This window comes from Flavobacterium sp. GP15, from assembly GCF_014281985.1.
GTDB classification, from domain to species: domain Bacteria; phylum Bacteroidota; class Bacteroidia; order Flavobacteriales; family Flavobacteriaceae; genus Flavobacterium; species Flavobacterium pygoscelis.
Map to the genome: position 1 here is coordinate 291,381 of NZ_JACFTC010000001.1, position 24,657 is coordinate 316,037.

General features: G+C 32.0%; 24 protein-coding genes. 9 read left to right on the forward strand and 15 right to left on the reverse strand.

Annotated features, from left to right (window positions below):
- Window position 1 precedes the first annotated feature (1 nt).
- Window positions 2–1,036, forward strand: coding sequence for a DUF3078 domain-containing protein (locus H2650_RS01315; protein WP_188048954.1), 1,035 nt, complete (start codon window positions 2–4; stop codon window positions 1,034–1,036).
- Window positions 1,037–1,092: 56 nt separating this feature from the next.
- Here H2650_RS01315 and H2650_RS01320 read toward each other — a convergent pair whose 3' ends face one another.
- From H2650_RS01320 to H2650_RS01330, 3 genes are all read right to left on the reverse strand, one after another.
- Window positions 1,093–2,436 (reverse strand): deoxyguanosinetriphosphate triphosphohydrolase, encoded by a 1,344-nt coding sequence (locus H2650_RS01320; protein WP_188048955.1) that lies wholly within the window; start codon window positions 2,434–2,436, stop codon window positions 1,093–1,095.
- A 122-nt stretch (window positions 2,437–2,558) separates the two neighbouring features.
- Window positions 2,559–3,026, reverse strand: coding sequence for an RDD family protein (locus tag H2650_RS01325; RefSeq protein WP_188048956.1), 468 nt, complete (start codon window positions 3,024–3,026; stop codon window positions 2,559–2,561).
- Between the two features lie 171 nt (window positions 3,027–3,197).
- Window positions 3,198–3,545 carry a hypothetical protein gene (locus H2650_RS01330; protein WP_188048957.1) on the reverse strand — a complete coding sequence of 116 codons (348 nt, stop codon included), beginning with the start codon at window positions 3,543–3,545 and terminating at the stop codon, window positions 3,198–3,200.
- A 321-nt stretch (window positions 3,546–3,866) separates the two neighbouring features.
- On the opposite strand from H2650_RS01330, the gene H2650_RS01335 reads away from it, so the two are divergent.
- Window positions 3,867–4,565 (forward strand): carbohydrate-binding family 9-like protein, encoded by a 699-nt coding sequence (locus H2650_RS01335; RefSeq protein ID WP_188048958.1) that lies wholly within the window; start codon window positions 3,867–3,869, stop codon window positions 4,563–4,565.
- Between the two features lie 75 nt (window positions 4,566–4,640).
- Here the strand turns inward: H2650_RS01335 and H2650_RS01340 are convergent, their stop codons facing one another.
- The 7 genes from H2650_RS01340 to H2650_RS01370 all read right to left on the reverse strand — a co-directional run bounded on the left by H2650_RS01340 (window position 4,641) and on the right by H2650_RS01370 (window position 12,561).
- Window positions 4,641–4,943 carry a type II toxin-antitoxin system RelE/ParE family toxin gene (locus H2650_RS01340; RefSeq protein ID WP_188048959.1) on the reverse strand — a complete coding sequence of 101 codons (303 nt, stop codon included), beginning with the start codon at window positions 4,941–4,943 and terminating at the stop codon, window positions 4,641–4,643.
- Window positions 4,944–5,150 carry an addiction module protein gene (locus H2650_RS01345; RefSeq protein WP_188048960.1) on the reverse strand — a complete coding sequence of 69 codons (207 nt, stop codon included), beginning with the start codon at window positions 5,148–5,150 and terminating at the stop codon, window positions 4,944–4,946. It lies immediately after the preceding gene.
- 216 nt (window positions 5,151–5,366) lie between these two features.
- On the reverse strand, window positions 5,367–6,113 hold the full coding sequence (locus H2650_RS01350; RefSeq protein ID WP_188048961.1) for a hypothetical protein: 747 nt from the start codon (window positions 6,111–6,113) through the stop codon (window positions 5,367–5,369).
- Window positions 6,114–6,292: 179 nt separating this feature from the next.
- Window positions 6,293–7,699, reverse strand: coding sequence for a cyclodeaminase/cyclohydrolase family protein (locus H2650_RS01355; RefSeq protein WP_188048962.1), 1,407 nt, complete (start codon window positions 7,697–7,699; stop codon window positions 6,293–6,295).
- A gap of 333 nt (window positions 7,700–8,032) precedes the next feature.
- Entirely contained in the window at window positions 8,033–10,447 is a 2,415-nt protein-coding gene (locus H2650_RS01360) for a ribonucleoside-diphosphate reductase subunit alpha (protein ID WP_188048963.1), read from the reverse strand.
- A 307-nt stretch (window positions 10,448–10,754) separates the two neighbouring features.
- Window positions 10,755–11,732, reverse strand: a complete 978-nt coding sequence (locus tag H2650_RS01365) for a ribonucleotide-diphosphate reductase subunit beta (RefSeq protein ID WP_188048964.1) — start codon at window positions 11,730–11,732, stop codon at window positions 10,755–10,757.
- Between the two features lie 256 nt (window positions 11,733–11,988).
- On the reverse strand, window positions 11,989–12,561 hold the full coding sequence (locus H2650_RS01370; protein WP_188048965.1) for a DUF3109 family protein: 573 nt from the start codon (window positions 12,559–12,561) through the stop codon (window positions 11,989–11,991).
- Between the two features lie 319 nt (window positions 12,562–12,880).
- Here H2650_RS01370 and H2650_RS01375 point away from each other — a divergent pair, with 319 nt between their 5' ends.
- From H2650_RS01375 to H2650_RS01385, 3 genes are all read left to right on the forward strand, one after another.
- Window positions 12,881–13,459: a MarC family protein gene (locus H2650_RS01375; RefSeq protein ID WP_188048966.1), complete on the forward strand. Its 579-nt coding sequence runs from the start codon at window positions 12,881–12,883 to the stop codon at window positions 13,457–13,459.
- A gap of 117 nt (window positions 13,460–13,576) precedes the next feature.
- Window positions 13,577–13,777 (forward strand): hypothetical protein, encoded by a 201-nt coding sequence (locus tag H2650_RS01380; protein ID WP_188048967.1) that lies wholly within the window; start codon window positions 13,577–13,579, stop codon window positions 13,775–13,777.
- Between the two features lie 6 nt (window positions 13,778–13,783).
- Window positions 13,784–14,389, forward strand: a complete 606-nt coding sequence (locus H2650_RS01385; protein ID WP_188048968.1) for an FAD-dependent oxidoreductase — start codon at window positions 13,784–13,786, stop codon at window positions 14,387–14,389.
- 14 nt (window positions 14,390–14,403) lie between these two features.
- Here H2650_RS01385 and H2650_RS01390 read toward each other — a convergent pair whose 3' ends face one another.
- From H2650_RS01390 to H2650_RS01405, 4 genes are read right to left on the reverse strand one after another with little or no spacing between them, the layout of a single operon-like run.
- A complete protein-coding gene (locus H2650_RS01390) occupies window positions 14,404–14,712 on the reverse strand; it encodes a hypothetical protein (protein WP_188048969.1) in 309 nt (102 codons plus the stop codon).
- 7 nt (window positions 14,713–14,719) lie between these two features.
- Window positions 14,720–16,288, reverse strand: a complete 1,569-nt coding sequence (locus H2650_RS01395; protein WP_188048970.1) for a S41 family peptidase — start codon at window positions 16,286–16,288, stop codon at window positions 14,720–14,722.
- A gap of 57 nt (window positions 16,289–16,345) precedes the next feature.
- Window positions 16,346–16,777, reverse strand: coding sequence for a dCMP deaminase family protein (locus H2650_RS01400; RefSeq protein WP_188048971.1), 432 nt, complete (start codon window positions 16,775–16,777; stop codon window positions 16,346–16,348).
- Window positions 16,778–16,779: 2 nt separating this feature from the next.
- Complete coding sequence (locus H2650_RS01405; RefSeq protein WP_188048972.1) at window positions 16,780–17,373, reverse strand: HupE/UreJ family protein; 594 nt, start codon at window positions 17,371–17,373, stop codon at window positions 16,780–16,782.
- Window positions 17,374–17,552: 179 nt separating this feature from the next.
- Here H2650_RS01405 and H2650_RS01410 point away from each other — a divergent pair, with 179 nt between their 5' ends.
- Entirely contained in the window at window positions 17,553–17,984 is a 432-nt protein-coding gene (locus H2650_RS01410) for a TerB family tellurite resistance protein (RefSeq protein ID WP_188048973.1), read from the forward strand.
- Between the two features lie 57 nt (window positions 17,985–18,041).
- Here H2650_RS01410 and fbp read toward each other — a convergent pair whose 3' ends face one another.
- Window positions 18,042–19,061, reverse strand: a complete 1,020-nt coding sequence (gene fbp, locus H2650_RS01415) for a class 1 fructose-bisphosphatase (protein WP_188048974.1) — start codon at window positions 19,059–19,061, stop codon at window positions 18,042–18,044.
- Between the two features lie 171 nt (window positions 19,062–19,232).
- Between fbp and H2650_RS01420 the strand changes: the two genes are divergently transcribed.
- The 3 genes from H2650_RS01420 (at window position 19,233) to H2650_RS01430 (ending at window position 24,648) form a co-directional block, all read left to right on the forward strand.
- A complete protein-coding gene (locus H2650_RS01420) occupies window positions 19,233–19,733 on the forward strand; it encodes a GNAT family N-acetyltransferase (RefSeq protein ID WP_188048975.1) in 501 nt (166 codons plus the stop codon).
- Window positions 19,734–19,806: 73 nt separating this feature from the next.
- A complete protein-coding gene (locus tag H2650_RS01425) occupies window positions 19,807–21,063 on the forward strand; it encodes an aspartate kinase (RefSeq protein ID WP_188048976.1) in 1,257 nt (418 codons plus the stop codon).
- Between the two features lie 153 nt (window positions 21,064–21,216).
- Window positions 21,217–24,648: a hypothetical protein gene (locus H2650_RS01430; RefSeq protein WP_188048977.1), complete on the forward strand. Its 3,432-nt coding sequence runs from the start codon at window positions 21,217–21,219 to the stop codon at window positions 24,646–24,648.
- Window positions 24,649–24,657: the final 9 nt, after the last annotated feature.

Sequence of the window (24,657 nt, forward strand, 5' to 3'; positions counted from 1 at the left end):
AATGAAGTTATTAACCTACACTTTACTCTTTTTTATCTGCACTTTTTCTATAAAATGTTTTTCTCAGGACTCTACAAAAGTATATATATTTGATACCTTAAGACCTGCTACAAAAAAAATGATTGTAGCTAAACCTTCTATAAAGTATTTTAAAATTAGAACAAAAACCCATTATATTCCTTTGACGTATTGGAACAAAAAAAACACATTGGGTTTTGACATTTCCGAAGTAGCTTTTTTTAATTGGAATGCAGGAGGAACAAGTTCGATTTCCGGTTTATTAAAAGGGAATTTTATAAGAAACTACAGAAGAAGCAATTACAACTGGTCTAACGAGTTAATTTTTAGATACGGTGTAAACAAGCAAGACGGACAAGGTCTTAAGAAAACAGACGATGCCATGAAATTAAACTCTACTTTTGGATATCGAAAAGACACGCTCTCCAACTGGTTTCATTCTGCTAAATTTAATTTTAACACGCAATTCACCAACGGTTATGCTTATCCTAATACCGATAGAGCTATATCGAAACCATTTGCTCCAGCGTATATTTTTATGGGAATTGGTGCTGAAAACATTAATGTAGAAAAAAATAGAACTTTTTATATTTCGCCATTTACCTTCAAAACTACTTTGGTTTTAGACCAATCTTTGGCCAATCAAGGTGCTTTTGGGGTTGATAAAGCTACTTATGATCTAGACAAAAATCTTATAAGTGAAGGAAAAAAATCGAAAATGGAACTTGGTTTTCTAATCACTGGAAAATACCGAAAAGAAGTTTTTAAAAATATAATATTAGAGAATCGAGTGAGTTTGTATTCGGATTATATTAATCGTTTTGGAAATGTAGATATCGATTATGATTTGCAAATAGAGCTTGTCGTAAATCAATATGTAAAAGCCAACATAGGCGCTCACGTAATTTATGATGATGATATTAAATCTAAAAAAGAAGTAGCAGGAATTCAAATCACTCAAGGCCCAAGAACCCAAATAAGGCAAGCCATAGGTGTTGGTTTAGAATATGTGTTTTAATAAAAAAGTCCTGATAAAAATCAGGACTTTTTTATATCGTTACAGTAAAGTATTAATTAGTTTTTTACAGCGGTTATTGTTTTATAAAACAAAAGCGCATTTCCATCTGTAAGCATCGAAATAAAATGACAAATGTGTAATAATCTTTCGTAAACATTCTCTTTCTCTAAATGGTGTTTCTCAGGCAATAATTTTAAAATTAAGGAATCGTAGTTAGATTCCGTTTCATTAAATCTATTATTATAAGCCGTTATAAATTTATCTAAAAGAGTTTGAATAATTTGATATCCTACAATTTCTTTCTCTATTACTTCTCTACTCTGATAAATATTATTAACGCTAATCTTAATAATATCATCCATCTGGACTTTGTATTTGCTTTTATCCATCAACGAATAAGGGAACTTACCATTTAGGATTGCTTCCTCATTAGCTACAAAAACACTCACTGCATCATTAATTAAACTGCCAATTGCCAAAGCACGCAAATAACTAATGCGATCCTCTTTCGTGGTTAGTGTTTTATATTTTGATGTGTCGATACTGTCCTTTACTAATTTAATTAGATATTCTAACGCAAAATCTTCAGATACCAATCCTAAGTTTATTCCGTCTTCAAAATCTATGATGGTGTAACAAATATCATCTGCTGCTTCTACCAAATAAGCTAAAGGATGTCTTTCGTAACCAATATCATCTCCTGATTTATTGGGAATCATACCCATGTCGGCGGCTACTTCCTGAAAAAAGTTTTTATCGGTCTGAAAGAAACCATATTTTTTATCTGCAATATTCTTCGTTGGTTTTTTAGGCAAGCTTTCTTTTGGGTATTTCATAAAAGCGCCCAAAGTAGCGTATGAAATTCGCAATCCGCCTTCAATTCCGGGACGACTGGCTGTTAAAACGGAGAAACCATTTGCATTCCCTTCAAAATCTATTAAATCTTGCCATTCTTTATCAGAAACTTGTCCCTTGTATTTTTGGCCGTTCCCAATTGAGAAATATTCTCCTATTGCTTTTTCACCAGAATGCCCAAAAGGTGGATTTCCAATATCATGTGCCAAAGAAGCTGCTGCTACAATAGCTCCAAAGTCATTCATGTGAAAACCATGTACTTCTTTAAGATGCGGATATTTTTCAATAATTTTTTTACCAACTAGTCTTCCTAAAGAACGTCCCACAACTGAAACTTCTAAACTGTGCGTCAAACGCGTGTGTACAAAGTCAGTTTTAGAAAGTGGAATGACTTGTGTCTTGTCCTGCAAACTTCTAAAAGCTGCCGAAAAAACGATTCGATCATAATCTACTTCAAAACCCAAACGTGTGTCATCTTGTTCTACACGCAATCTTTTGCCTTTGTCGCCTTGTCTTCTTAGTGATAAAAGTTGTTCCCAGTTCATTTTGTGATGGATATATTATGCTGAATTTATAAGGAGCGAATATAAAGAAAAAGTAAGAAGCGGAAATAAAAAAAGCTGCCAAAAATGACAGCTATAGCGCTTAAAAATATATATTATTTTTCTTAAAGTTTCATTTTTGCCGCAAACTCATGTTTCTTTACCACATAAGTAACTGATAATGTATCGTGCCAACCTCTTCCATTATCATTAAGAAAAGTAAAAGCTTCAAAAGCAATCATTCGAACTAGAGTTCTAATAATTACACTTTTCATATTCGGTTTATTGCCGTTATGCTTTACGACTAAAGTTTTAGTAAAATATTTACCAAATGTTCTGGATAAATACATTTCCATTATAGCGTAATAAAAGAATAAAACTACCAGACCAAAAATGATATTTTCAATTAGAGTTAGAGATATAATCCACTCAGAAAGTTTAAAATTACCCGTTAATTCTCCCAGTATATTTATGGCTGCACCAATTCCCATTGTAAGTAAGTAAACAATAAACAAATCGATTATACAGTTTAAAAATCGTTGTCCTTTAGAAGCTAAAAGATCTTCAGTAATCATAAATTCTTTAGTTTCCATTTTTGTTTTTTTTTAGGAGAGTAGATTTTATAGGATGCTACATTTCTCAAATATAGCGAATTAATGTGGCTTTAGTATCAATATTGACAGACAATACTAGCCAACGGTAGTGAAAATTCAGATTTATTTACAAAAGAAGATTATAAAATCAAAGGAGCAAAACCGAGCTGCTTAATTATTCGTTTTTTCAAATAATCTCATTTTATTTAAAATACTATAATTTTCATTCGAACCAAAAAATTCAAGAAAAGCATTTCTATCTTCAAGAAAATTATCTCTACATATACTTTTAGTATGATCAATATAGGTCTTTGCTTTTACTATACAGTGTTTTTGCAAAACATTCATTAAAAGACTATCTGCAATGAACAAACGATTGAATTCTATACAAAAGGCTAAGAAAAAATCCTCGATCACACTGGCTTGTTTCGAATTTATAACCAAATCGTTGGTACACGTAGAATATATTAAACGTAAAATATTCGTGCTAACTTTTTTAGTATATTGAATTGCTTTCATAATCACATTCTTTTGATAATACAAATATATCTCAGGTTGAGAACTTTATCTTTATACTATTTTATGATAGATTTATGAAATTCTCACTCTTATCGAATGCTTTAGACTTTTTTAAATCAAAAAATTACTTTTGCTTTTAACACAAAATAAATTAGCGCTTTAATAATAACGAAAGCATTAAAGCTTATTCATCAATACAAAAGGCAATTATTTTGAATAGAAATAAAGTTTTGACTCCATAAAAAGATACATTTGAATTTTAGATAAAGTTCTAGAACCTATTATTTACCCTTTTTACAAAGTAACGTATTGAAGTAAAAAATGAAAAACACTCTTATTGTAGTATTCTTACTGATTTTTAGTGTGCAACAAATTAAATCACAGACTGTTTTAATTCATAAGACAAAGCAACCCATAGTTATTGATGGTGATTTATCCGACTGGCATTCTCCTTTTTCGCAGCCATTTGTTATTCATAACTCTGAAGAAAAAGCAACACAAACAACCGTTGCGTCTCTCTCTTGGGATAATAATTTTTTATATATCGCTTACAATAGTATCGATTCTGAAATTGTAGGCAAAGCAAGGAATCAAGATTCTCCTCTCTTTGAAACTGATGATTTAGTAGAGATTTTTATTAGTCCAGATGCAAAAGTTAAAAATTACATTGAAATTGGCGTAAATGCTTTCAGCAGTAATTACGATCTGCTTATTCGATGCATTGGAAGTGACTGCGCCAAACGAAAATCTGATTTATCAATTAGTGTAAAAGGATTGCAAACAGCTTCAAAAATTACCGATTCTGGATATAGCGTAGAAATTGCTGTTCCGTTTTCGAGTTTAAACGAAATAACAAATGGCAATTTTAAAACTCCAAAAATTGGAACCATTTGGAAAGGAAATTTATTCCGAATTGACTTCGGACAAACTAAAGAATACCAATCCTTAAAAGCCTATAAAAGCAAAAAATATGGTTTTCATCAAGCAGCCGAGTTCGCAGAATTACGATTTGTGAAGTGATTGTAATGTAAAATGAAAGTCTTTATAGGAATTGTTTTTATGTTGATTTTTGGAACGCGCGGGACGTTTGCGTTATCAATGAGAATTTAATCTAGATTCCCAATTTTTAGGCGAACGTGAAGTGTGAAAGATTCCAATTACCGTTATAGTATCGTTGGTAGTTATATAATGAATTCCATAAGGAAAACGAGTTATAAAAAGAATTTTTACAGATTTGTATCTTTTTTGAAATGAAGAAGGATTTCTAGTAATCTGATTCAAACCAACTTCTAAACAAAGTTCAAAGTCATAAGATAGTCCTTTTCTTTGTTCTTCATACCAAAGAATTGTTTCTTCAATATCCAATAATGCTTCCTTTATAAAATGTATACTGTACATTTATCTTAATGAATCAATATGTTTTTTCACATCTTGCCAAGTAAAATATTCAGCTCTACCTTCCTCGACTTTTTGCAATCGAAAATCTAACTCCGATTTGAGTTCCGATGAAAGATCAATGTCTTTTTTAGAAACACTATCCCATAACTGCTCAACTAAAACAATTTTCTCAGCAGTAGTTATTTTATTTAAATCTTTGATTTCCATTTTATAAAATTACAAAAAAAAAATTCATAATAACCTTAATAAATTATCCTTTATTTACAATATTAGATTCAAATCATCGCTTCATTTCTTCGTGAGTATATGTATTACCGTTAGTAATATCTGTCAGTGCTTTTTGAATAAGTATTTCTTTTCCTATTTTATTTTACATAAAAAAGTCTACATAAAAGTAACAGTAAAGCTTTTTAGCAATTACGATTATTCACTAACTTCAACTAAATTAATATCGATTTGAATTCCGTTCATTAAGGTATATTCTAATTTAACGAAACCATATTTATCGTTATAGAAAGCTACCAGTTTACTTTCGCCGATATTAGATTTTGCAGTTGAATTAATTTTATAACAATCTAAACTTCCAAGACTAGTTTTGATTGCTTCTTTCCCAACAATTACATAAGTGTAATCTAAAAGAAGTCTACCTTTCCATTCTCCCCATTGTTTGTTTGACCAATGATCGCCAATGCTCATCTTGTCAGTCCAAGTGTAACCAACAGGCTTATTTAATTTAATATAAGGAAAGGGACAGGTTTCTAATGCATTCAAAAATCCGATTCTGGGAGGATGAATCCAAACATTCTCTTTATTTTCGACTACTCCAGTTGAACTAAAAAATTTAGGATTGGGTTCAAAATTATAACGGATTTCAGTTTGATTTTTGTTTATCCGTTGAAACATCTTTGGTTTTATAACGGACATTTTAATGGCATCAATTTTATTTTTATCCACTTCATTAGTAGTTAAACTGTCTTTTGTATTATTGACGAGAAAATATTTGTTTTCATTCTTTTGAATAGAATAGGAATACATAAATGTTTTGCCAATTTGATAAATAACATTATTCTTATCTACTTTACTTTTTTCTATTTTAACTCCATCATATTGTTGCGCCATGCAAATGTTGGAAATTACTAAAGCAATTATGAGCAGTTTGTTTATTTTCATTTGAGAAGTATTAAAAAAGATATAGGATAAATTTAAGTAAATTCTTTCATTATTGCTGAAAATTTTATAATGCAAAAAGAAAGTCTTTTTAAGGACTTTCTTTTTTTGTTTTAGATTTTTTGTGCTGTTAGGAATATCTAAAACACTTTACAATTCGAGATTTGAGCAAACACCAAATTTTAAAAATCAAGTAAATTTAACTCCTCTAATCTGATTGCCATTGCATATTTCGAAACGCCAAACAACTCAGAAATAGATCTAAAACTCTGATTATTGTACCTTTCTGCAGTCGCTAACTCTAAAGAAAGCCCACGTAAATTTCTACATTTATATTTTAGTTTACTTGGCGAATTTTGAATTAAGTTAATAGCACTATCTTCATCTATTAAAAATTTATCAGTCAAAAAAAGTTCAAAAAATATTTGTTTAACTATTTTAGCTGGCATCAAAAAATAAGTAGCAAATTTATCTGCTTGAATTTCCTGCAAATTCCTCATGTCGTTTTTCATGGCGCCATCTAAAGGTCTATCTCTATGCATCACATTTTGATTATGCAAAATCGCATGTCCTAATTCGTGAGCAGCGGTGAAGTTTTGAATATTCTTTGCATAATTATTTGATATTAAAACTATTTTATCTTTTTGATTGATTAAACCCGCGATTTCAGAGTAAGAATTATTATTTTCAATAATACCTATATTCGGTAATATTTCACAATTATATCCTAAACATTTCTTTAAAGCAACACTAGGATTCAAAATCTTTACTGGATGATCTGGAATATCACGATTCCAAATTTTATCTCTATTTACCCACATCAAATTTTGAAAAGCAATTGCAACTTTCTCGATTTCTGAGTTAGTTAACCTATTCCTAGACTTAATTTCTAAAAGAAGGTTAACTTTTTTTTGGAAATCAATTTTAAATTTAACTTCATCCGCTAAAATTTGAATTTTTGAAAATGACAAATCATTTAACTCCAACAACTTTTCTCTAAAAATATTAGTTTCTAAAATAATTTTAGTTGTCCAAGAATATTCACTAACATTAAAAGATAAAAGATTTAACTGAATAATTGATATACTTCCAGCAAGTCCAGCCACTGCGCCACTTAGTGCAACTTGAGAGTCACCTCTTGCTGATTGAAATGCATTATCAAAAACAAATACAGAAATTTCAGCTAATTCAATACAAAGTTTCGAAATAGCTATTGGTATATCCACAGATGTTTTTAATTCATCCAATGCTTTTATTGAAAGTTGATTTTTAACTAAAGCATTGGTTTCTTTATTTCTTTTTTCTCTTGCACTAATTGTTACTCCAAATTGAACAGCATCTTCTTGAAATAATTTCACTAATTCAGGAAAAATTCTGAAATGAATTTCGTCAGACATTTTTATTAATTTAGGAAGAACCTTTTCATAATTAGCACGTCCATTAGTTAATGAAATAACTGTTACTAGCAATTTAGCGGATAACATTCCTTGAAACGCAGCAGCGCTTCCTGAACCAGGTTTATGATTTCCAGCGCCAAACTTATCTAAAAGATCTTCTGTGGTAAATTCTAATAAATTTTCAATATCCATAATATATATATTTTATTTTTACGAAGATAAATTCAAGCGGAAGTCTCGTTCATTCGTAATGATATTTTAAATGACTTATATTACTATATAATTAAATTATATTTTTTTGATTTGGTGATTAACAATAATATTTCTCACCATAGAAAAGTTAAATTTATAGCACCGATTCCCTAGCCCTGATAGCAGTGGAAATCCTTTTTTGCCGTTGTTCGGCGAAAAAGATTGTAACGGATAGCAGGAAACAGCTCCTCAAAAAAAAAACCATTCTCCTCACAAAAAGGAGAACGGCAGTTTTCTAATTATATAAAATCGTCGTTCTTGAAAAGTGTGAAATTAAGATCCACACATTTCGCAATCGTCTGGATCAGAATTTCTGGCCATTTCGATCATCGTTCTGTATTCTTCAGAGCTCATTTCTACTTGAGCAGCAGGAACCGCTACTTGTATCGGTTTAGCTTCCACTTCGATTGGCTCAGCTTTTTTATCGTTGTTTAATGTAAATTTAATCGCATCAACCGCAGCTTTTGTTCTTAAATAATACATTCCAGTTTTTAATCCAGATTGCCAAGCATAGAAATGCATTGAAGTCAATTTAGAGTAATTGGCGTTTTGCATAAACAAGTTCAATGATTGTGATTGATCTACAAAATACCCACGTTGACGTGACATATCAATAATATCTTTCATTGACATTTCCCAAACTGTTTTGTACAATTCTTTCAAATCTTGCGGAATATTCAAATCTTGAACTGATCCGTTATTACGCATTAATTCTTGTTTCAAGGTTTCGTTCCACAAGCCACGCTCTACTAAATCGTGCAATAAATGCTTGTTTACCACGATAAACTCACCTGAAAGTACTCTACGTGTATATACATTAGAAGTGTAAGGTTCAAAAGCTTCGTTATTACCCAAAATTTGAGAAGTTGAAGCAGTTGGCATAGGCGCTACTAATAACGAGTTACGCACACCGTGTTCCATTACTTCTTTTCTTAAAGAAGCCCAATCCCAACGACCTGACAAATCCTCATCTTTCATTCCCCACATATTGTACTGGAATTCTCCTTGAGACATTGGCGATCCTGCGAAAGTAGAATACGGTCCTTCTTCTTTTGCCATTTCCATAGAAGCGGTTACAGCAGCAAAATAAAGCGTTTCAAAAATTTCTTGATTCAGCTTTTTGGCTTCGTCAGAGGTAAATGGCAAACGCAACATAATAAATGCATCTGCTAATCCTTGTACTCCAAGACCAATTGGTCTGTGGCGCTTATTAGAATTTTCTCCTTCAATTACAGGATAATAATTTCTATCAATAACTTTGTTTAAGTTTCTTGTTACGCGTTTCGTCACCGTGTACAACATGTCGTGGTCGAATTTCTTACCATCCACAAACATTGGTAACGAAAGAGACGCTAGGTTACAAACTGCGATTTCATCTTTAGAAGTAAACTCCATAATCTCTGTACATAAGTTCGATGAACGAATAGTACCTAAATTTTTCTGATTTGATTTTCTATTGACTGCATCTTTATACAACATGTATGGCGTTCCAGTTTCGATTTGCGATTCTAGAATTTTCTCCCATAATTCATGCGCTTTAATGGTTTTTCTTCCTTTCCCCGCTTTTTCATAACCGATGTACATGGCTTCAAATTCGTCACCATAAACATCATACAAACCTGGACATTCATTAGGACACATCAAAGTCCAGTAACTATCTTCTTGTACACGTTTCATGAATAAATCAGAAGTCCACATCGCAAAGAATAAATCTCTAGCACGCATTTCTTCTTTTCCAGTATTCTTTTTCAAATCTAGGAATTCGAAGATATCAGCATGCCACGTTTCGATGTAAATCGCAAAACTACCTTTACGTTTTCCACCACCTTGATCTACATATCTTGCCGTGTCATTAAAAACTCTTAACATAGGAACAATCCCGTTTGAAGTTCCGTTGGTTCCACGAATGTAAGATCCAGTTGCACGAACGTTGTGAATTGACAATCCAACGCCACCTGCAGATTGCGAGATTTTAGCGGTTTGTTTCAACGTATCGTAAATTCCGTCAATACTATCATCTTGCATCGCTAACAGAAAGCAAGAAGACATTTGCGGTTTTGGAGTTCCTGCGTTGAATAACGTTGGTGTAGCGTGTGTAAAGAATTTTTTAGACATTAAGTCATAAGTTTCAATCACTGAATCCAAATCACCTAAGTGAATTCCAACCGATACACGCATCAACATATGTTGCGGACGCTCTACAATTTTACCGTTTATTTTAAGCAAATACGAACGCTCTAGTGTTTTAAAACCAAAATAATCGTAGTTGAAATCTCTATTGTATATAATATGCGAATCTAAAAATTCCGCATTATCCATAATCACTTTATGCACTTCCTCTGATAATAAAGGAGCTTCTTGACCATTTCTTGGATTCACATAATGAAACATATCGTTCATAGTTTCCGAGAAAGCTTTTTTGGTATTCGAATGCAAATTTGAAATCGCAATTCTCGCAGCTAATTGTGCATAATCAGGATGCGCAATCGTCATCGAAGCCGCAGTTTCGGCAGCTAAATTATCTAATTCTGACGTAGAAACTCCGTCATAAAGTCCTTCAATCACTCGCATAGCTACTTTTACAGCATCTACCAAATCATTCAAACCATAGCATAGTTTTTTAATTCTATCTGTGATTTTGTCAAACATTACAGGCTCTTTGCGACCGTCTCTTTTTACTACGTACATAATTTTTTTGTTTTTTTAAAACAACAAATCCCTTTGCTGTTTTTAGTTATTTGTTAATCTGATTTTGCCACGAAGGCACTAAGGCACAAAGTTTATTTATGCTTTTTGTTTATCTTTTTGTCATAGAGACAAGAAGTTATTTCTACTTGGATTGACTTATTTTTTGGCCACAAAGACACCAAGGCACAAAGATTCTTCATGCTTGAGTAACCTTTTTAGATTGCTACATCACCAAAAAAATAATGAAATTTTCACTTAAAACTAAACCTTACTTTTCTTTGCGGCTTAGCGTCTTTGTGGCTCAATACTAAAAGTCAGCGTCAAAAGATATTTTTTGAGCATCAACATCAGTGTTCATCACACCCGATTTTTGATATTCAGCTACTTTCTTTTCAAAGAAGTTTGTTTTTCCTTGAAGCGAAATCATGTCCATAAAATCAAATGGGTTTGAAGTATTGTATTCTCTATCACAACCAAGTTCCACTAACAATCTATCGGCAACAAACTCTAAATATTGAGTCATCAATACTGCATTCATTCCTATTAAACTTGCAGGAAGTGATTCTGTGATAAATTCTCTTTCAATATTCAAAGCATCAACGATGATGCTTCTAATTCTTTCTTTTGGAACTTTATTAATTAAGTGGTGGTTGTGCAAATGCACTGCAAAGTCACAGTGAACACCTTCGTCACGAGAAATTAATTCGTTAGAGAATGTCAAACCTGGCATCAATCCACGTTTTTTCAACCAAAAAATAGAACAGAATGCTCCTGAGAAGAAAATTCCTTCTACGGCTGCAAATGCAATCAATCTTTCAGCAAAAGAATCGGACTCAATCCATTTTAATGCCCAGTCTGCTTTTTTCTTAATCGCAGGAAAAACTTCTAAAGCATTAAATAAATCATCTTTCTCCGCTTCATCTTTCACGTAAGTGTCAATTAACAAAGAATAGGTTTCACTATGGATATTCTCCATCATGATCTGAAAACCATAGAAAAATTTAGCCTCAGCATATTGCACTTCATTTACAAAGTTTTCTGCTAAATTCTCATTTACAATTCCATCAGAAGCAGCAAAAAATGCAAGAATATGCTTAATGAAATACCTTTCATCATCATTCAACTTATTATTCCAGTCGTTTAAATCCTGAGATAAATCAATTTCTTCTGCCGTCCAAAAACTAGCTTCCATTGATTTATAAAACTCCCATATATCATGATGTTTGATAGGAAAAATTACGAAACGATTTTTATTTTCTTGTAAAATTGGCTCTAGTTGTGTCATTGTATGGATTTATTTTTTTTATGCGTTTAATGAATTTTGTAGCTTTTTGAGCTTTACAAAGGTTGTGAAATATTGCGGTAATAAAAAGCCAAACTTATCCACAATCTCCCCTAGTTTTTAACAAAGGAAAGAAATAGATGTGATTTTACGATTTATTACAAAATACTGTAATACAGCGAATTAAAAACGTTAAGAAACGCTAAAGCACCGTAAAACATAGGGTTTAGTAAACAAAATAATAAGGTAAAGTTTATTTTTATTTTTGGTTTTTTAAGTCTTGTGCTACTTGCTCTAATTCCATATACCAGTCTTCACCGAATTTTCGAATTAAGGCCTCTTTGACAAACTTATAAACAGGAACTTCTAATTCCTGACCTAAAGAACAAGCGGGATCACAAATGTCCCATTTATCATAATTAACTGCGGCAAATTCCGTAAAATCTTTCACTCGAACAGGATACAAGTGACAAGACACCGGTTTTTTCCAATCGATAATTCCTTGGTTGTAGGCTTGCTCGATACCACATAGCGCAGTTTTACCGTCAAACATTACATAAGCACAATCTTTACCATCAATTAGTGGAGTTTCAAGTTCACCATCTACACCAGTAACCCAAGTTCCTTGCGCTTCGATAGCATCAATTCCTGCTTTACGCAAAAATGGTTTCACTTTAGGATAAATGGTTTCTAAAATCTTTGTTTCATCTAAGCTTAAAGGGGCTCCAGCATCACCGTCAACACAGCAAGCGCCTTTACAAGCGGTTAAATTACAAACAAAATCTTTTTCGAGTAAATCCTCTGAAACTATGGTTTTTCCTAATTGAAACATTATTCTGTAGTGCTTATATAATTAACCGCAAAGGTAATTAAGAATCCCATAACTTAAGGTTTAAAAAACAACTTTAACAAGACCAACTTGCCTAGACTCCTAAAAAATTTAATTCGCAAATTTTATCATAAAACTTCAATTTTAATCTCTTTGTACCCAATAATTCCCCTTTAAAAATGGATTCAAATTATTTGTAAAAAAATAATTAACGAGTTAAAAAATTCTAAACAAGCAAAATTTTACAAATAGAGTGGTTGTTGCTACTGATATTAATTTGATACTTAATCAAAAAGAGTAACTTTGCAGCAAAAAAAAGCCCATGCTAGGATTAGACATTAAGGAAATTATAACCGTAGGAATGGTTCTGTTTGCAGTAATTGACATTATTGGTTCTATACCAATTATCATCGGATTACGAGCAAAATTTGGACATATCGAATCAGAAAAAGCGTCCTTAGTTTCAGGAGTTATAATGATCACCTTTCTATTTGTTGGAGAAGAGTTATTAAAATTAATAGGGATCGATGTCAATTCATTTGCTGTAGCAGGTTCATTTGTATTGTTCTTTTTGGCTCTTGAGATGATTTTAGGCATTCGTATTTACCGTGATGAAGAAGCCAGTTCCGCCTCTATCGTTCCTCTAGCTTTTCCTCTAATTGCTGGAGCAGGAACAATGACCACTTTACTTTCATTGCGCTCTCAATTTCACACAGCAAACATTATCATCGCCATTGTTTTGAACATAATTCTAGTATATGTAGTACTAAAATCTTCTTCTAAGATAGAGAAAATGCTAGGAAAAAATGGACTTGGTGTGATTAGAAAGACGTTTGGAGTAGTACTTTTAGCAATAGCTGTTAAATTATTCGCTGCGAATGTTAAAGGTTTGTTTGTCTAAAATAAATTTACCTAAATTTACGCCCTTAAGACCCGATAATAAAACAAATTAGATTCTCAACGAATTTCGTTTGACAATAAAACCATCTACTTGATACTTTTAAAATAATAACACATTATGAAAATTTTTATTAACATATTGGTATTTTTAGCAATTTCTCTAATTCTATTTAATGTTACTTTACTTGATTTTAGAAATCCATTTCAAGGAGATAGTGTAGTTGCATTTATTGGCATTGCAGCTTCTTTTTGTGCGGTTATGATACTTTTGATTTTTAAAATGTCAAAAAGAATTGAAGAAAAAACCAACGGAAAATAAATCCTTATGTTTGATGTTTTAATAATAGGAGGTGGCGTTTCTGGAATGTCATGTTCGCTTATTTTGGGCTCAGCAAAAAACAAATCTTTTGTTTCTGATAAAAAAATAGGCATTTTTACCCATCAAAAAACCTCTTCATTACAAGAAGCATTATTCAACAATGCATACGGAATTCCGAGTGGAAAACTGGGCTCCGATTTATTAAAAGAAAGTACGGGGCAACTCTCAGCAACTCATCCTCAGATCTTACAAATACCTAACGAAAAAGTACTTAAAATTGAAGGAGAGTTTCCCAATTTTACCGTTATAACTAATCGATCAAACTACAACACTAAAATGATCGTTATTGGTATTGGCGCAGCAAATACATTTGCCATAGAAGGCTTGATGCAATATGTAGAACCTCACAAAAAATCGCTTCCAGAAAAACAAAGAATTCAACTCAAAAATGACGATCATAAAGTTGCCGAAGGCATTTATGTAATTGGAACTTTAGCAGGCTGGAGAAGCCAACTCGCAATTGCAGCTGGTAGTGGCGCTGCAGTAGCAACAGACATTCTTACTTTATGGAACCACGGCATACAAACTCATGCTCACGATAGCATAAGATAATTAGAAAGTAATAATTAATTTGCAGTAATGATTTTTCTAACTGTAATATGATTTTCAGTATCCGTTTTCCATAAATCTCCTGTAACAGACACTTGTTCTCCTACTTTAAAAACCTTATAGTTCTCGTGCCCTCCAACATTTACGATACTTACCGTTGCGTAGAAGATTTTATTATTGCTGGTTTTAATTTTGGCAGTATAGCCATCCTTACCAAACTCAACCGCATCTACTGTTCCTTCAATTGCATTTTTATCTTTCATACCTGCACAAGCGAATACGAAAGCAGTAAGCAGCAAAAGAAAACTTATTTTAAACTTATTCATTAATCGATTATTTTAAAATTGCCTTAATCATTGCATCTTCTTTTAATACAATTTCATAATAATATTTTTCTCCATAAAGTTGCCTTGCAAATTCACCCACCAAATACCGTTGCACTAAAGATTTACTTTTTCCAAAATTCAAGTCCAATCCGTTTCCAAAAATGAACTTTTGAAAAGCATCATAATAAACATTAGTCTGTTTCATTTTGACTTGAAATTGCTCAAAAGTCAATCCTTTAAAACTACTTCTATCTTTATCCAGTTGCTCGAATACAAAATTTCCTAAAATGCCCGACTGCAATAAATAGGCAGTACCTTCATTGCCATGTTCTACTTCAAGAGGCACAAAAACGTCTGGAACAATTCCGCCTCCGCCATAAACAATTTTCCCTTTTTTAGTTTTAAATTTTATTTCTTTTAAAACCTTAATACTATCTTTATCAAACAATTCGCCATTTGTATAACGAGATTCTGATTCTTTAAAATAAGCTTCATTCCCTTTTGTATATGGTTTCTGAATAGAGCGACCCGTTGGCGTATAATATCTAGCAATCGTTAGACGCACTGCAGAACCATCGGAAAAATCCATTTCGCGTTGCACTAATCCTTTTCCAAAAGAACGACGCCCCACAATTGTACCTCTATCATTATCTTGAACAGCACCCGCAAGAATTTCACTCGCTGAAGCACTATTTTCATTTATCAAAACAAATACATTTCCGTTTTCAAAACTTCCTTTTTCGGTCGCAAAAGTCTTATCTACATTTCCTTTTTTATTTTTAGTAAAAACGATTAGTTGTTTGTTTGGCAATAACTCATCAGCAATTGCAATGGCTTCTTCCATATAACCACCTCCATTATCACGAACATCAATAATTAATGATTTTGCGCCTTGCTGCTTAAGGTTTATTAAGCCGGTCATAAACTCGCTATAAGTAGTTTCGGCAAATCGATTGATTTTGATATAACCCGTAGTAGCGTTTAAAAGCAATGCCGCATCAACACTTTTTATGGGAATAACATCTCTTTTAATTTTTACTTTTAGTTTCTTGCCTTCTGACTTTCTATAAATAGTAAGTTCAATATCAGAACCTACTGTTCCTTTTAATTTAGAAAACAAACTATCACTTGGTAATTTTCGTCCAAATAGTTTTGTTTTATCGGCATACAAAATACGATCTCCAGACTCTATACCTGCTTTTGCAGAAGGACCATCAGCAACCGGTTTTATTACAGCAACGGAATCTTTATACATATAAAAATTGACTCCAATTCCCACAAAATTTCCTTTCATACTTTCTGCTACTTGCAGTTGTTCGCTTGGAGGCATATAAATAGAATGTGGATCTAGTTTAGCTAATATGTTATTGACCGTTAGATCTACTATAGAATCTGTATTAACAGCATCAACATAATCATTATCTATAAAATCGATTAGTTTATTGAGTTTGCTTTTCGAATTGTTTTTTACTAGATATTCTGCTGTGTTTGGGAAATTTAACATACCACCCAATACAACACCTAAGGCAAGTGTTGCAAAAAAGAGAAGAGGTAAAAATTTTGTATTAAATTTCATTTGATGGTCACATTATTTTAATAGTAACAGCTTTTTTTGGCAACTTTTAAATGACTTCTATTCTTCTAACTCAGGAATATGCTCTACCTCTACTCCTGCTTTTATCAAAAACTGAATGCCAGAATCATCGCGATAACCGTTGTGATACACGACTCTTTTTATTCCGGATTGGTGAATCAGTTTACTACATTCTTTACAAGGCGAAAGTGTAATATATAAGGTAGCGCCTTCACAAGATTGTGTAGATCGAGCTACTTTTAAAATCGCATTAGCCTCAGCATGCAGCACATCCCAACGTGTCAAACCCGCTTCATCTTCGCAACAATTTTCAAAACCAGAAGGCGTTCCGTTATAACCATCTGAAATAATCATTCGATCCCGGACAATAATTGCGCCAACTTGTTTGCGTTTGCAGTAAGACAAAAGACTCCATTCACTAGCAATTCTAAGATATGCTTTGTCGTACTTATTCAATTTCTTTTCGTTCATATTTATCGGTGCCAGATTTCGCTAGCGATAATCATTGGTATAACAACTCCTATTATAAATGCTGACATCACTAAAGTCCAGTCTCTTTTAGAGAATCTAAAAATAGTTTGTACAATATAAGAAAGCACTAAAACTACAAAAACCACTACAATCTGTGCGGCTTCTATACCTAATGCAAATTCACTTAAAGGTAAGATTTTAGAACTTGCGGTACCTCCTAAAATAGACTTAAAATAATTTGAAAAACCCAAACCATGGATTATTCCAAAAAAGAGCGTGATAAAAAATACCAAGTTAATACTTTCCTTCTTGCCGGATTTTCCTGCCGTAAATAAATTGAATAAAGCTGTTATCAAAATGGTTATAGGAATAAGTAATTCGACAACATTTACTTTGATAGCAACTATACCAAAAACAGACAACATCAATGCCATGGTATGCCCAATAGTAAAGAGTGTTACTAATAAAACGACACGTTTCCAATCACTGAAAGAGAAGGGAACAGCAAGAGCTATTAAAAATAGAACGTGGTCATAGGCGTGTATATCTAAAACGTGTTTTAATCCTATTTGAAAGTAAATCCAAAATTCTGACATTAGTACAATATTAAGTTGATAAAGGGCTGTAAACTTACGATTAATTTTGAAAATGATTGATTTGAATATTTAAATAAACGGAAATGAAAACATATATTTTTAAAAGAAAAAAAATTAAAAATTAAAAAATCAATAAATTTAAAAATAGATTTATCTTTGTGGGTTAAAAAACAAAAACTATGTCATTTTCAGATTTATTTGATAGCGGATTTAAGCAAAGAAACCAAGGTCATTTTTCAGCTATTGTTCGTGTGGCGCTTACTGATGGAAAAGTTTCTCCAGAAGAAAAAGGATTTTTAGACAAACTAGCCATTAAACTTGAAATTTCTCCTGCAGAATATGAAGAGATTTTAGAAAATCCTTTAAATTTTCCAATAAACGCTCCCTATTTACACGAGCAAAGATTAGATCGTTTGTTCGACTTAGTTCGAATGATTCATGTTGATCATCATTTAGGAGACAAACAAGAATTACTTCTTAGAAAAATTTGTATCGCATTAGGTTTTAATATTGATAATGTTGACTACATCGTAAACAAATCATTAAAATTAGCAGATAAAGAAGTTGATCTTGAAACTTTTTTGTTTGAAATGCAAAACATGAATAAATAAAATATAAAAAAAGCTTCCATTATAATTGGAAGCTTTTTTTTTGTGCTCTTTTTATTTTTAGTATTTGCTTAATTTAGCATTTTCCATAAATTCCTCTGCTTTTTCTACCATATTGTAACTTCCGCAGAAAAAAGGAACGCGCTGGTGTAATTCAGTCGGTATAATTTCCATAATACTACCAAAACCATCCGAAGCCTTTCCTCCTGCTTGCTCTACAATAAATGCCATCGGATTACACTCGTACAACAAACGCAATTTACCTTTTGGAGCCTTAGAACTAGTAGGATAAATATAAATACCACCTTTGATCATGTTTCTATGAATATCTGAAACTAAACTTCCGATATAACGAGAAGTATAAGGTCTGTCTTCTTCTTCAGTCTGACAATATTTAATGTAATTTTTTACTCCTTGTGGAAAATGAACATAATTCCCTTCATTAATAGAATAAATATGTCCATCCTTAGAAAATTGCATATTAGGATGAGACAAATAAAACGTACCAATTGCAGGATTCAGAGTAAATCCATTTACACCATGACCAGTTGTATAAACCAACATTGTAGAAGTTCCGTAAATTACATAACCTGCAGCCACTTGATTAACTCCTGGTTGCAAAAAATCCTCCATTGTTACAGGAGATCCTATTGGGGTTACTCTTCTGTACACTGAAAAAATAGTCCCCAAAGACACATTTACATCAATGTTTGAGGAACCATCTAAAGGATCCATGAGCACTACATATTTATTATTATGGCTTTTATCACTTCCTGCTACGGTAATAAATTCATCATTTTCCTCTGAAGCTATTCCGCAAACAATTTCTCTATTGATTAAAGTTTGAATAAAAACCTCGTTGGCATAAACATCTAATTTTTGTTGATCTTCACCTTGAATATTTTGTTCTCCAGCTGCACCAATGATATCCACTAATCCCGCTTTATTGACTTTATAATTAACCACTTTTGCAGCTAATCGGATAGAGTTGATGATTCGTGACAGTTCTCCAGAAGAATATTGAAATGCATTTTGGTTTTCGATGATAAACTCACCTAGTGTTTTGTTGCGTTCTTTCATTGCGAAATCGTTGTAGTTATTTTGAAGTCACAAATATCGGTTTTTTTGTGAAAATGAATTCAATAATATTTACTTAGTTTATCAGTATTGTATATTTGCTTTCAAAATCACTACTTTATAAGCTCATTAGCTTTGTAAGTACCCACTAAGAACGATAAAAACCAACTATTTATGAATATTAGAAAAGGAAAAGCCGAGGACATGAAAGCTGTTTTGAACCTAATTCAAGAATTAGCAACATTCGAAAACGAGCCCGATGCAGTTCAAATCACGGTTGAAGATCTTGTTCGGGATGGTTTTGGAACAAATCCATTATTTCAAGTTTTTGTTGCCGAAGTAGAAACCGATACTACAGAAACTAAAGAAATTGTTGGAATCGCCTTGTATTATTATCGCTTTTCTACTTGGAAAGGAAAAACAATTCATCTGGAAGATTTAGTTGTAAAAGAAAAAATGCGAGGAACAGGATTAGGCTACGCCTTATATTCTGAAATTTTAAAACAAGGCAAAAAGGATAATGTAAGAAGAGTGGAATGGAATGTTCTGGATTGGAATACGCCAGCAATAGAATTTTACAAAAAATCGGGAGCAAAAATTCTTGATGGTTGGTTAGTAGTACAAATGGACGAAGAAGGAATTAACCATTTTGTTGATTCTAAATTAAAAATTTAAATCCATTGCAAACTATTATTGCGCATATGGACAAAAAAACATAAAGTTTAAGAACGGTAGAATTAATAGTAATATGAGAGTATTTAAATTTGGTGGAGCGTCTGTAAAAGACGCCGAAGGAATAAAAAATGTCTATGACGTTTTACAAAAAGTGGGCTATGAAGATGTGTTGCTAATTGTTTCTGCTATGGGAAAAACAACCAATGCATTAGAATTGGTTATTAAAAATTATTTTGATAAATCTCCCGAATTAAGTTCGGCGGTTCAAGAGGTAAAAAAATACCACAATCAAATTGTAATGGACTTATTTGAGGATGAAAAAAATGCAGTTTTTGCAGCTGTTAATTCTCAATTTTCAGATTTAGAATACTTTTTAGCAAACAACAAATCTCCTAACTATAATTTTGTCTATGATCAAATTGTTAGCTTTGGCGAATTAATTTCGACTACTATTTTGAGTCATTTTATGACTTTTATGGGTATACAAACACAATGGCTTGACGTTCGCAATTTTATAAAAACTGATGCAAATTATAGAGATGCAGAAGTAGATTGGGAACTGACTCAAAAAAACATATCAAAAAATATAAAAAGTAAAATCCTTAATATTACACAAGGATTCTTAGGCTCCGACGAAAATAATTTTACCACAACATTAGGTCGTGAAGGATCAGATTACACCGCAGCTATTTTTGCTTACTGCTTGAATGCCGAAAGCGTAACCATCTGGAAAGATGTTCCTGGAGTGATGAATGCCGATCCAAGGTATTTTGAAAATGCAAGCTTGCTTAATCAAATTTCGTATCGTGAAGCAATCGAACTCGCTTTTTATGGTGCCTCGGTAATTCACCCAAAAACGTTGCAACCTTTACAAAAAAAAGAAATTCCTTTATACGTAAAGTCTTTTATAAATCCTTTGTTAAAAGGAACTAGTGTTTCAAAAGGAGTCGATTTAGAACCTCATTTATCTTGCTTTATCGTCAAGAAAAATCAACTATTGATTTCGCTATCCTCGATAGATTTCTCCTTTATAATGGAAGAGAACATTAGCGAAATTTTTGCCTTGTTTCACCGTTTTAAACTCAAAGTAAACCTAATTCAGAATTCTGCCATTAGTTTTTCTGTTTGTGTCGAAGACAAATTCAATAACTTTAATGAGTTGAATGCGATTTTATCTAAAAAATTTAAAGTTGATTTTGAAGAGAATGTTACTCTTTACACCATCAGACATTTTAATGATACCGCAGCACATACCGTTGAAGAAAACAAAGTTGTTTTACTAAAACAAGTAAGCCGAGAAACTATGCAAGTCGTGACTAAGGAAATATAAAACTATTTATATAGACAAACTAATGGGAATTAAGGAGTAATCTTGATTCCCATTATCTTTTAGGGGAAATTTCTAACTTTACTCCCTAATAAACTCATTCTGATAAAATTAAATTATAAATACTACTTTTGATGCTTTTGAGTAACTGTATTTATGTTTAAAAAATTTCTTTTTTGGCTCACAATAAGTTGTTTTTCTGGGCTTCATGCTCAAGAAATCAATACCTTATACAAAACTAAAAAAATTATTCCTTCCCGCGATACAATTTACATTGAAAAAGAAAGTATTAATTCCAGCTTTTTTAAAATACTCGATTCGGATGGAAATCCCATTGACACTGCTTTTTATCAAATAAACTTTAAAAAAGGGATTCTATTATTTAAAGAAAATAGCCCTTTACAAAGGGATTCCATTACTGTAAAATATTTAAAATTTCCTGATTTATTAACTCAAGAATACAAGATCTATGACTCAAGTCGTCTGGTAAACAATGAGTCGGGATTGGGTAATTTATATAAAATAGAACAGAAAAGTACAAACAAAAACATTCCTTTTGATGGCTTAAATACTTCAGGAAGTATCACAAGAGGAATAACCATTGGAAATAATCAAAATGCAGTATTAAACTCTAATTTAGACCTCCAAATAACCGGAAAAATTTCTGAAAAAGTAAGCCTAAGAGCCTCTATTCAAGACAGCAACATCCCATTACAAGATGGAGGTTATTCACAAAAATTGGATCAGTTTGATAATATTTTCATGGAATTATTTAGTGACAAATGGAATATTCGAGCAGGTGATTTATTCCTTGAAAATAAGAAAACACAATTTCTAAATTTCAATAAAAAAGTACAAGGACTTGCTACTAGCTTAGACTTTGATACCGCCACAAGCAAAACAAATGCATTTGCCTCCGCAGCTTTGGTTCGCGGTCAATATGCTAAAAGTGCTATTATTGGTCAGGAAGGAAATCAAGGTCCTTATAAATTAAAAGGACAAAATGGAGAATTATATGTATTAGTCATTTCGGGATCTGAACGTGTTTATGTAAATGGCACTCAGCTAAAAAGAGGAGACAATAACGACTACACAATCGATTATAATGCTGGAGAAATCATCTTTACACCTTTGTTTACCATTACGTCTGAAATGCGAATTACGGTAGAATACCAATATTCAGATCGAAATTATACTCGATTTGTAACCTATGCAGGAGCCACACACGAGAATAACTCTTGGAGTTTTGGTGGTTATTTATACTCTGAAAACGACCAAAAAAATCAACCTTTACAGCAAAATTTGTCGCAAGAGCAAGCAGACATATTAATTAATGCAGGAGATAATCAAAATCTTATGGTCGCGCCTTCAGCCTATGTAGATTCCTACTCTGACAACAAAGTTCTTTACCGAAAATCTGTTTTAAATACTGTTGAAATTTTTGAATATTCAACAGATAAACAAGAAGAACTTTATAATGTGAGATTTACTTTAGTGGGCGATTTTAAAGGAAATTATAGTTTAACCAATTCAACCACGATCACAAGAGTATATCAATATGTTGCGCCAATAAATGGAATTCCACAAGGAAACTACGAACCAACCGTGCCTTTGGTTGCACCTACAAAAATTCAAGTAGCTACTTTTTTAGGAAAATACAAACCCACTGAGAAAACAGCAATCGATTTTGAAATAGGAATTAGTAACAATGATAAAAATTTATTCTCTTCATTAAATGATGGTGATAATAAAGGATTAGCAGGGAAAATAAATGCCAAACAACGTCTTTTCTCTAAAAAATGGACTCTAGATGCTTTTACAAATTATCAATTTGTCCAAAAGGACTTTACCTCAGTGGAGCGATTGTACACCATTGAATTTAATAGAGATTGGAATTTAGGAACGCTGGCAATTGGGAACCAAAGCCTACTTATTTCAGGCTTAGAATTAGATTTAAATCCAAAAAACAATACCGTTAGCAAAGGAAAAATAAAGTATCAGTTTGAAAAATTAGATTTCTCTGATAATTTCTCCGGAAATCGACATTTATTAGATGGATTTTTTCAACTTAAAAATTGGAATTTCAAAAATCAAAGCAGTTTTCTAAAAAGCAATGGCAGCCTCCTTTCCTCTCATTTTGTTAGAAGTCAATCTCAAGTTCGGTTTCATTTTGATAAAAACTGGATAGGCGCAAGCTTACGACTAGAGGACAATCAAGAGAAAAATAAGAATACCAATGCATTTTCTGCATTCAGTCAAAAGTTTACAGAATATGGATTTTTTACAGGAAGAGGAGACAGTACCAAAGTTTTTGTAGAATTAGGATATCTAAAACGCACTAATGATAGTTTACAAAAAAGCATTATTCAAAGGGTAAATACCTCTCAAACTTTTCGTTTAAAATCAAGATTAATTCAAAGCAATTCGAGTGACTTATCTGTATATGCTAATTACAGGATATTAGAATTCAGTAATGATTCTAGAAAAAAAGAATCATCGCTAAACTCTAGAATTGTATACACAGACCGTTATTTCAATCAATTTATTCAAAATACTACTACTTACGAAACCAATTCAGGAAGCATTCCACAGCAAGAATTCACTTATGTAGAAGTCCCTATAGGACAGGGAGTTTACACTTGGAATGACTATAACAACAACGGAATTCAAGAGTTGCAAGAGTTTGAAATAGCTCCATTTATAGATCAAGCCAAATTTATCCGCGTTTTTTTACCGAATCGATTGTATATTAAAACCCATCAAAATAAATTTTCGCAGTCTTTGACATTAAATCCAATCCAGTGGCAAAATGAGAAAGGAATAAAAAAATTCTTATCCTACTTTTATAACCAAACAGCTTTTATAATGGATAGAAAAAACAGGAATAATGGTGCCAACTTTGAATTAAATCCTTTTAGTTCAAGTAATGAAAATGTTTTAGGCTTAAATTCGAGTTTAAGAAATAGCTTGTTTTATAACCGAGGAAGGCAAAATCATTCTGTAACCTACACTTACTTAGAAAGCAAAACAAAAAATCTTCTTTCTACGGGATCACAAGAAGCAACAAATAGTTCTCATCAGTTACAATACAATCATTTATACAAAAAAAGTTGGCTCTTCGGATTTTTGATCAAAACTATTCAAACAGCAATAAATTCCGAGAATTATTTAGAAAAAAACTATGAAATAAGCGGTTACCAACTCGCACCAAAAATTAGCTATTTATTTTCTAAAAATACGAGTTGGGATATTTTTTATGAATTACAAAAAAAAGAAAATCAAATAGGCTTATCAGAAAAATTAATTCAAAATCGTTTTGGAACTTCTTTTTCTTATGCGAGTGAATCTAAATTTACCATGAATGGAGAGGTTTCTTTTTATCAAAATAAATTTGATGGAAATGAGTTTTCTTCTGTTGGATTTCAAATGTTAGAAGGCTTGCAAACAGGGCAAAATTTGACTTGGAAACTACTAATACAAAGAAATATAACACAGTTTTTAGATATCAACTTAAATTATGAAGGTAGAAAAAGTGAAGCCAATTTGGCTATTCATACTGGAAACATACAATTAAGAGCTTATTTTTAATTTTTTAAC

Excerpts from the sequence above, each read along its gene's own strand:
- H2650_RS01425 (WP_188048976.1), top strand. The coding sequence starts at position 19,807 with ATGAGAGTATTTAAATTTGGTGGAGCGTCTGTAAAAGACGCCGAAGGA.
- H2650_RS01420 (WP_188048975.1), top strand. The coding sequence starts at position 19,233 with ATGAATATTAGAAAAGGAAAAGCCGAGGACATGAAAGCTGTTTTGAAC.
- H2650_RS01430 (WP_188048977.1), top strand. The coding sequence starts at position 21,217 with ATGTTTAAAAAATTTCTTTTTTGGCTCACAATAAGTTGTTTTTCTGGG.
- H2650_RS01390 (WP_188048969.1), bottom strand. The coding sequence starts at position 14,712 with ATGAATAAGTTTAAAATAAGTTTTCTTTTGCTGCTTACTGCTTTCGTA.
- H2650_RS01410 (WP_188048973.1), top strand. The coding sequence starts at position 17,553 with ATGTCATTTTCAGATTTATTTGATAGCGGATTTAAGCAAAGAAACCAA.
- H2650_RS01385 (WP_188048968.1), top strand. The coding sequence starts at position 13,784 with ATGTTTGATGTTTTAATAATAGGAGGTGGCGTTTCTGGAATGTCATGT.
- fbp (WP_188048974.1), bottom strand. The coding sequence starts at position 19,061 with ATGAAAGAACGCAACAAAACACTAGGTGAGTTTATCATCGAAAACCAA.
- H2650_RS01335 (WP_188048958.1), top strand. The coding sequence starts at position 3,867 with ATGAAAAACACTCTTATTGTAGTATTCTTACTGATTTTTAGTGTGCAA.
- H2650_RS01365 (WP_188048964.1), bottom strand. The coding sequence starts at position 11,732 with ATGACACAACTAGAGCCAATTTTACAAGAAAATAAAAATCGTTTCGTA.
- H2650_RS01360 (WP_188048963.1), bottom strand. The coding sequence starts at position 10,447 with ATGTACGTAGTAAAAAGAGACGGTCGCAAAGAGCCTGTAATGTTTGAC.
- H2650_RS01375 (WP_188048966.1), top strand. The coding sequence starts at position 12,881 with ATGCTAGGATTAGACATTAAGGAAATTATAACCGTAGGAATGGTTCTG.
- H2650_RS01320 (WP_188048955.1), bottom strand. The coding sequence starts at position 2,436 with ATGAACTGGGAACAACTTTTATCACTAAGAAGACAAGGCGACAAAGGC.
- H2650_RS01370 (WP_188048965.1), bottom strand. The coding sequence starts at position 12,561 with ATGTTTCAATTAGGAAAAACCATAGTTTCAGAGGATTTACTCGAAAAA.
- H2650_RS01350 (WP_188048961.1), bottom strand. The coding sequence starts at position 6,113 with ATGAAAATAAACAAACTGCTCATAATTGCTTTAGTAATTTCCAACATT.
- H2650_RS01345 (WP_188048960.1), bottom strand. The coding sequence starts at position 5,150 with ATGGAAATCAAAGATTTAAATAAAATAACTACTGCTGAGAAAATTGTT.
- H2650_RS01325 (WP_188048956.1), bottom strand. The coding sequence starts at position 3,026 with ATGGAAACTAAAGAATTTATGATTACTGAAGATCTTTTAGCTTCTAAA.
- H2650_RS01315 (WP_188048954.1), top strand. The coding sequence starts at position 2 with ATGAAGTTATTAACCTACACTTTACTCTTTTTTATCTGCACTTTTTCT.
- H2650_RS01405 (WP_188048972.1), bottom strand. The coding sequence starts at position 17,373 with ATGTCAGAATTTTGGATTTACTTTCAAATAGGATTAAAACACGTTTTA.
- H2650_RS01400 (WP_188048971.1), bottom strand. The coding sequence starts at position 16,777 with ATGAACGAAAAGAAATTGAATAAGTACGACAAAGCATATCTTAGAATT.
- H2650_RS01340 (WP_188048959.1), bottom strand. The coding sequence starts at position 4,943 with ATGTACAGTATACATTTTATAAAGGAAGCATTATTGGATATTGAAGAA.
- H2650_RS01380 (WP_188048967.1), top strand. The coding sequence starts at position 13,577 with ATGAAAATTTTTATTAACATATTGGTATTTTTAGCAATTTCTCTAATT.
- H2650_RS01395 (WP_188048970.1), bottom strand. The coding sequence starts at position 16,288 with ATGAAATTTAATACAAAATTTTTACCTCTTCTCTTTTTTGCAACACTT.
- H2650_RS01330 (WP_188048957.1), bottom strand. The coding sequence starts at position 3,545 with ATGAAAGCAATTCAATATACTAAAAAAGTTAGCACGAATATTTTACGT.
- H2650_RS01355 (WP_188048962.1), bottom strand. The coding sequence starts at position 7,699 with ATGGATATTGAAAATTTATTAGAATTTACCACAGAAGATCTTTTAGAT.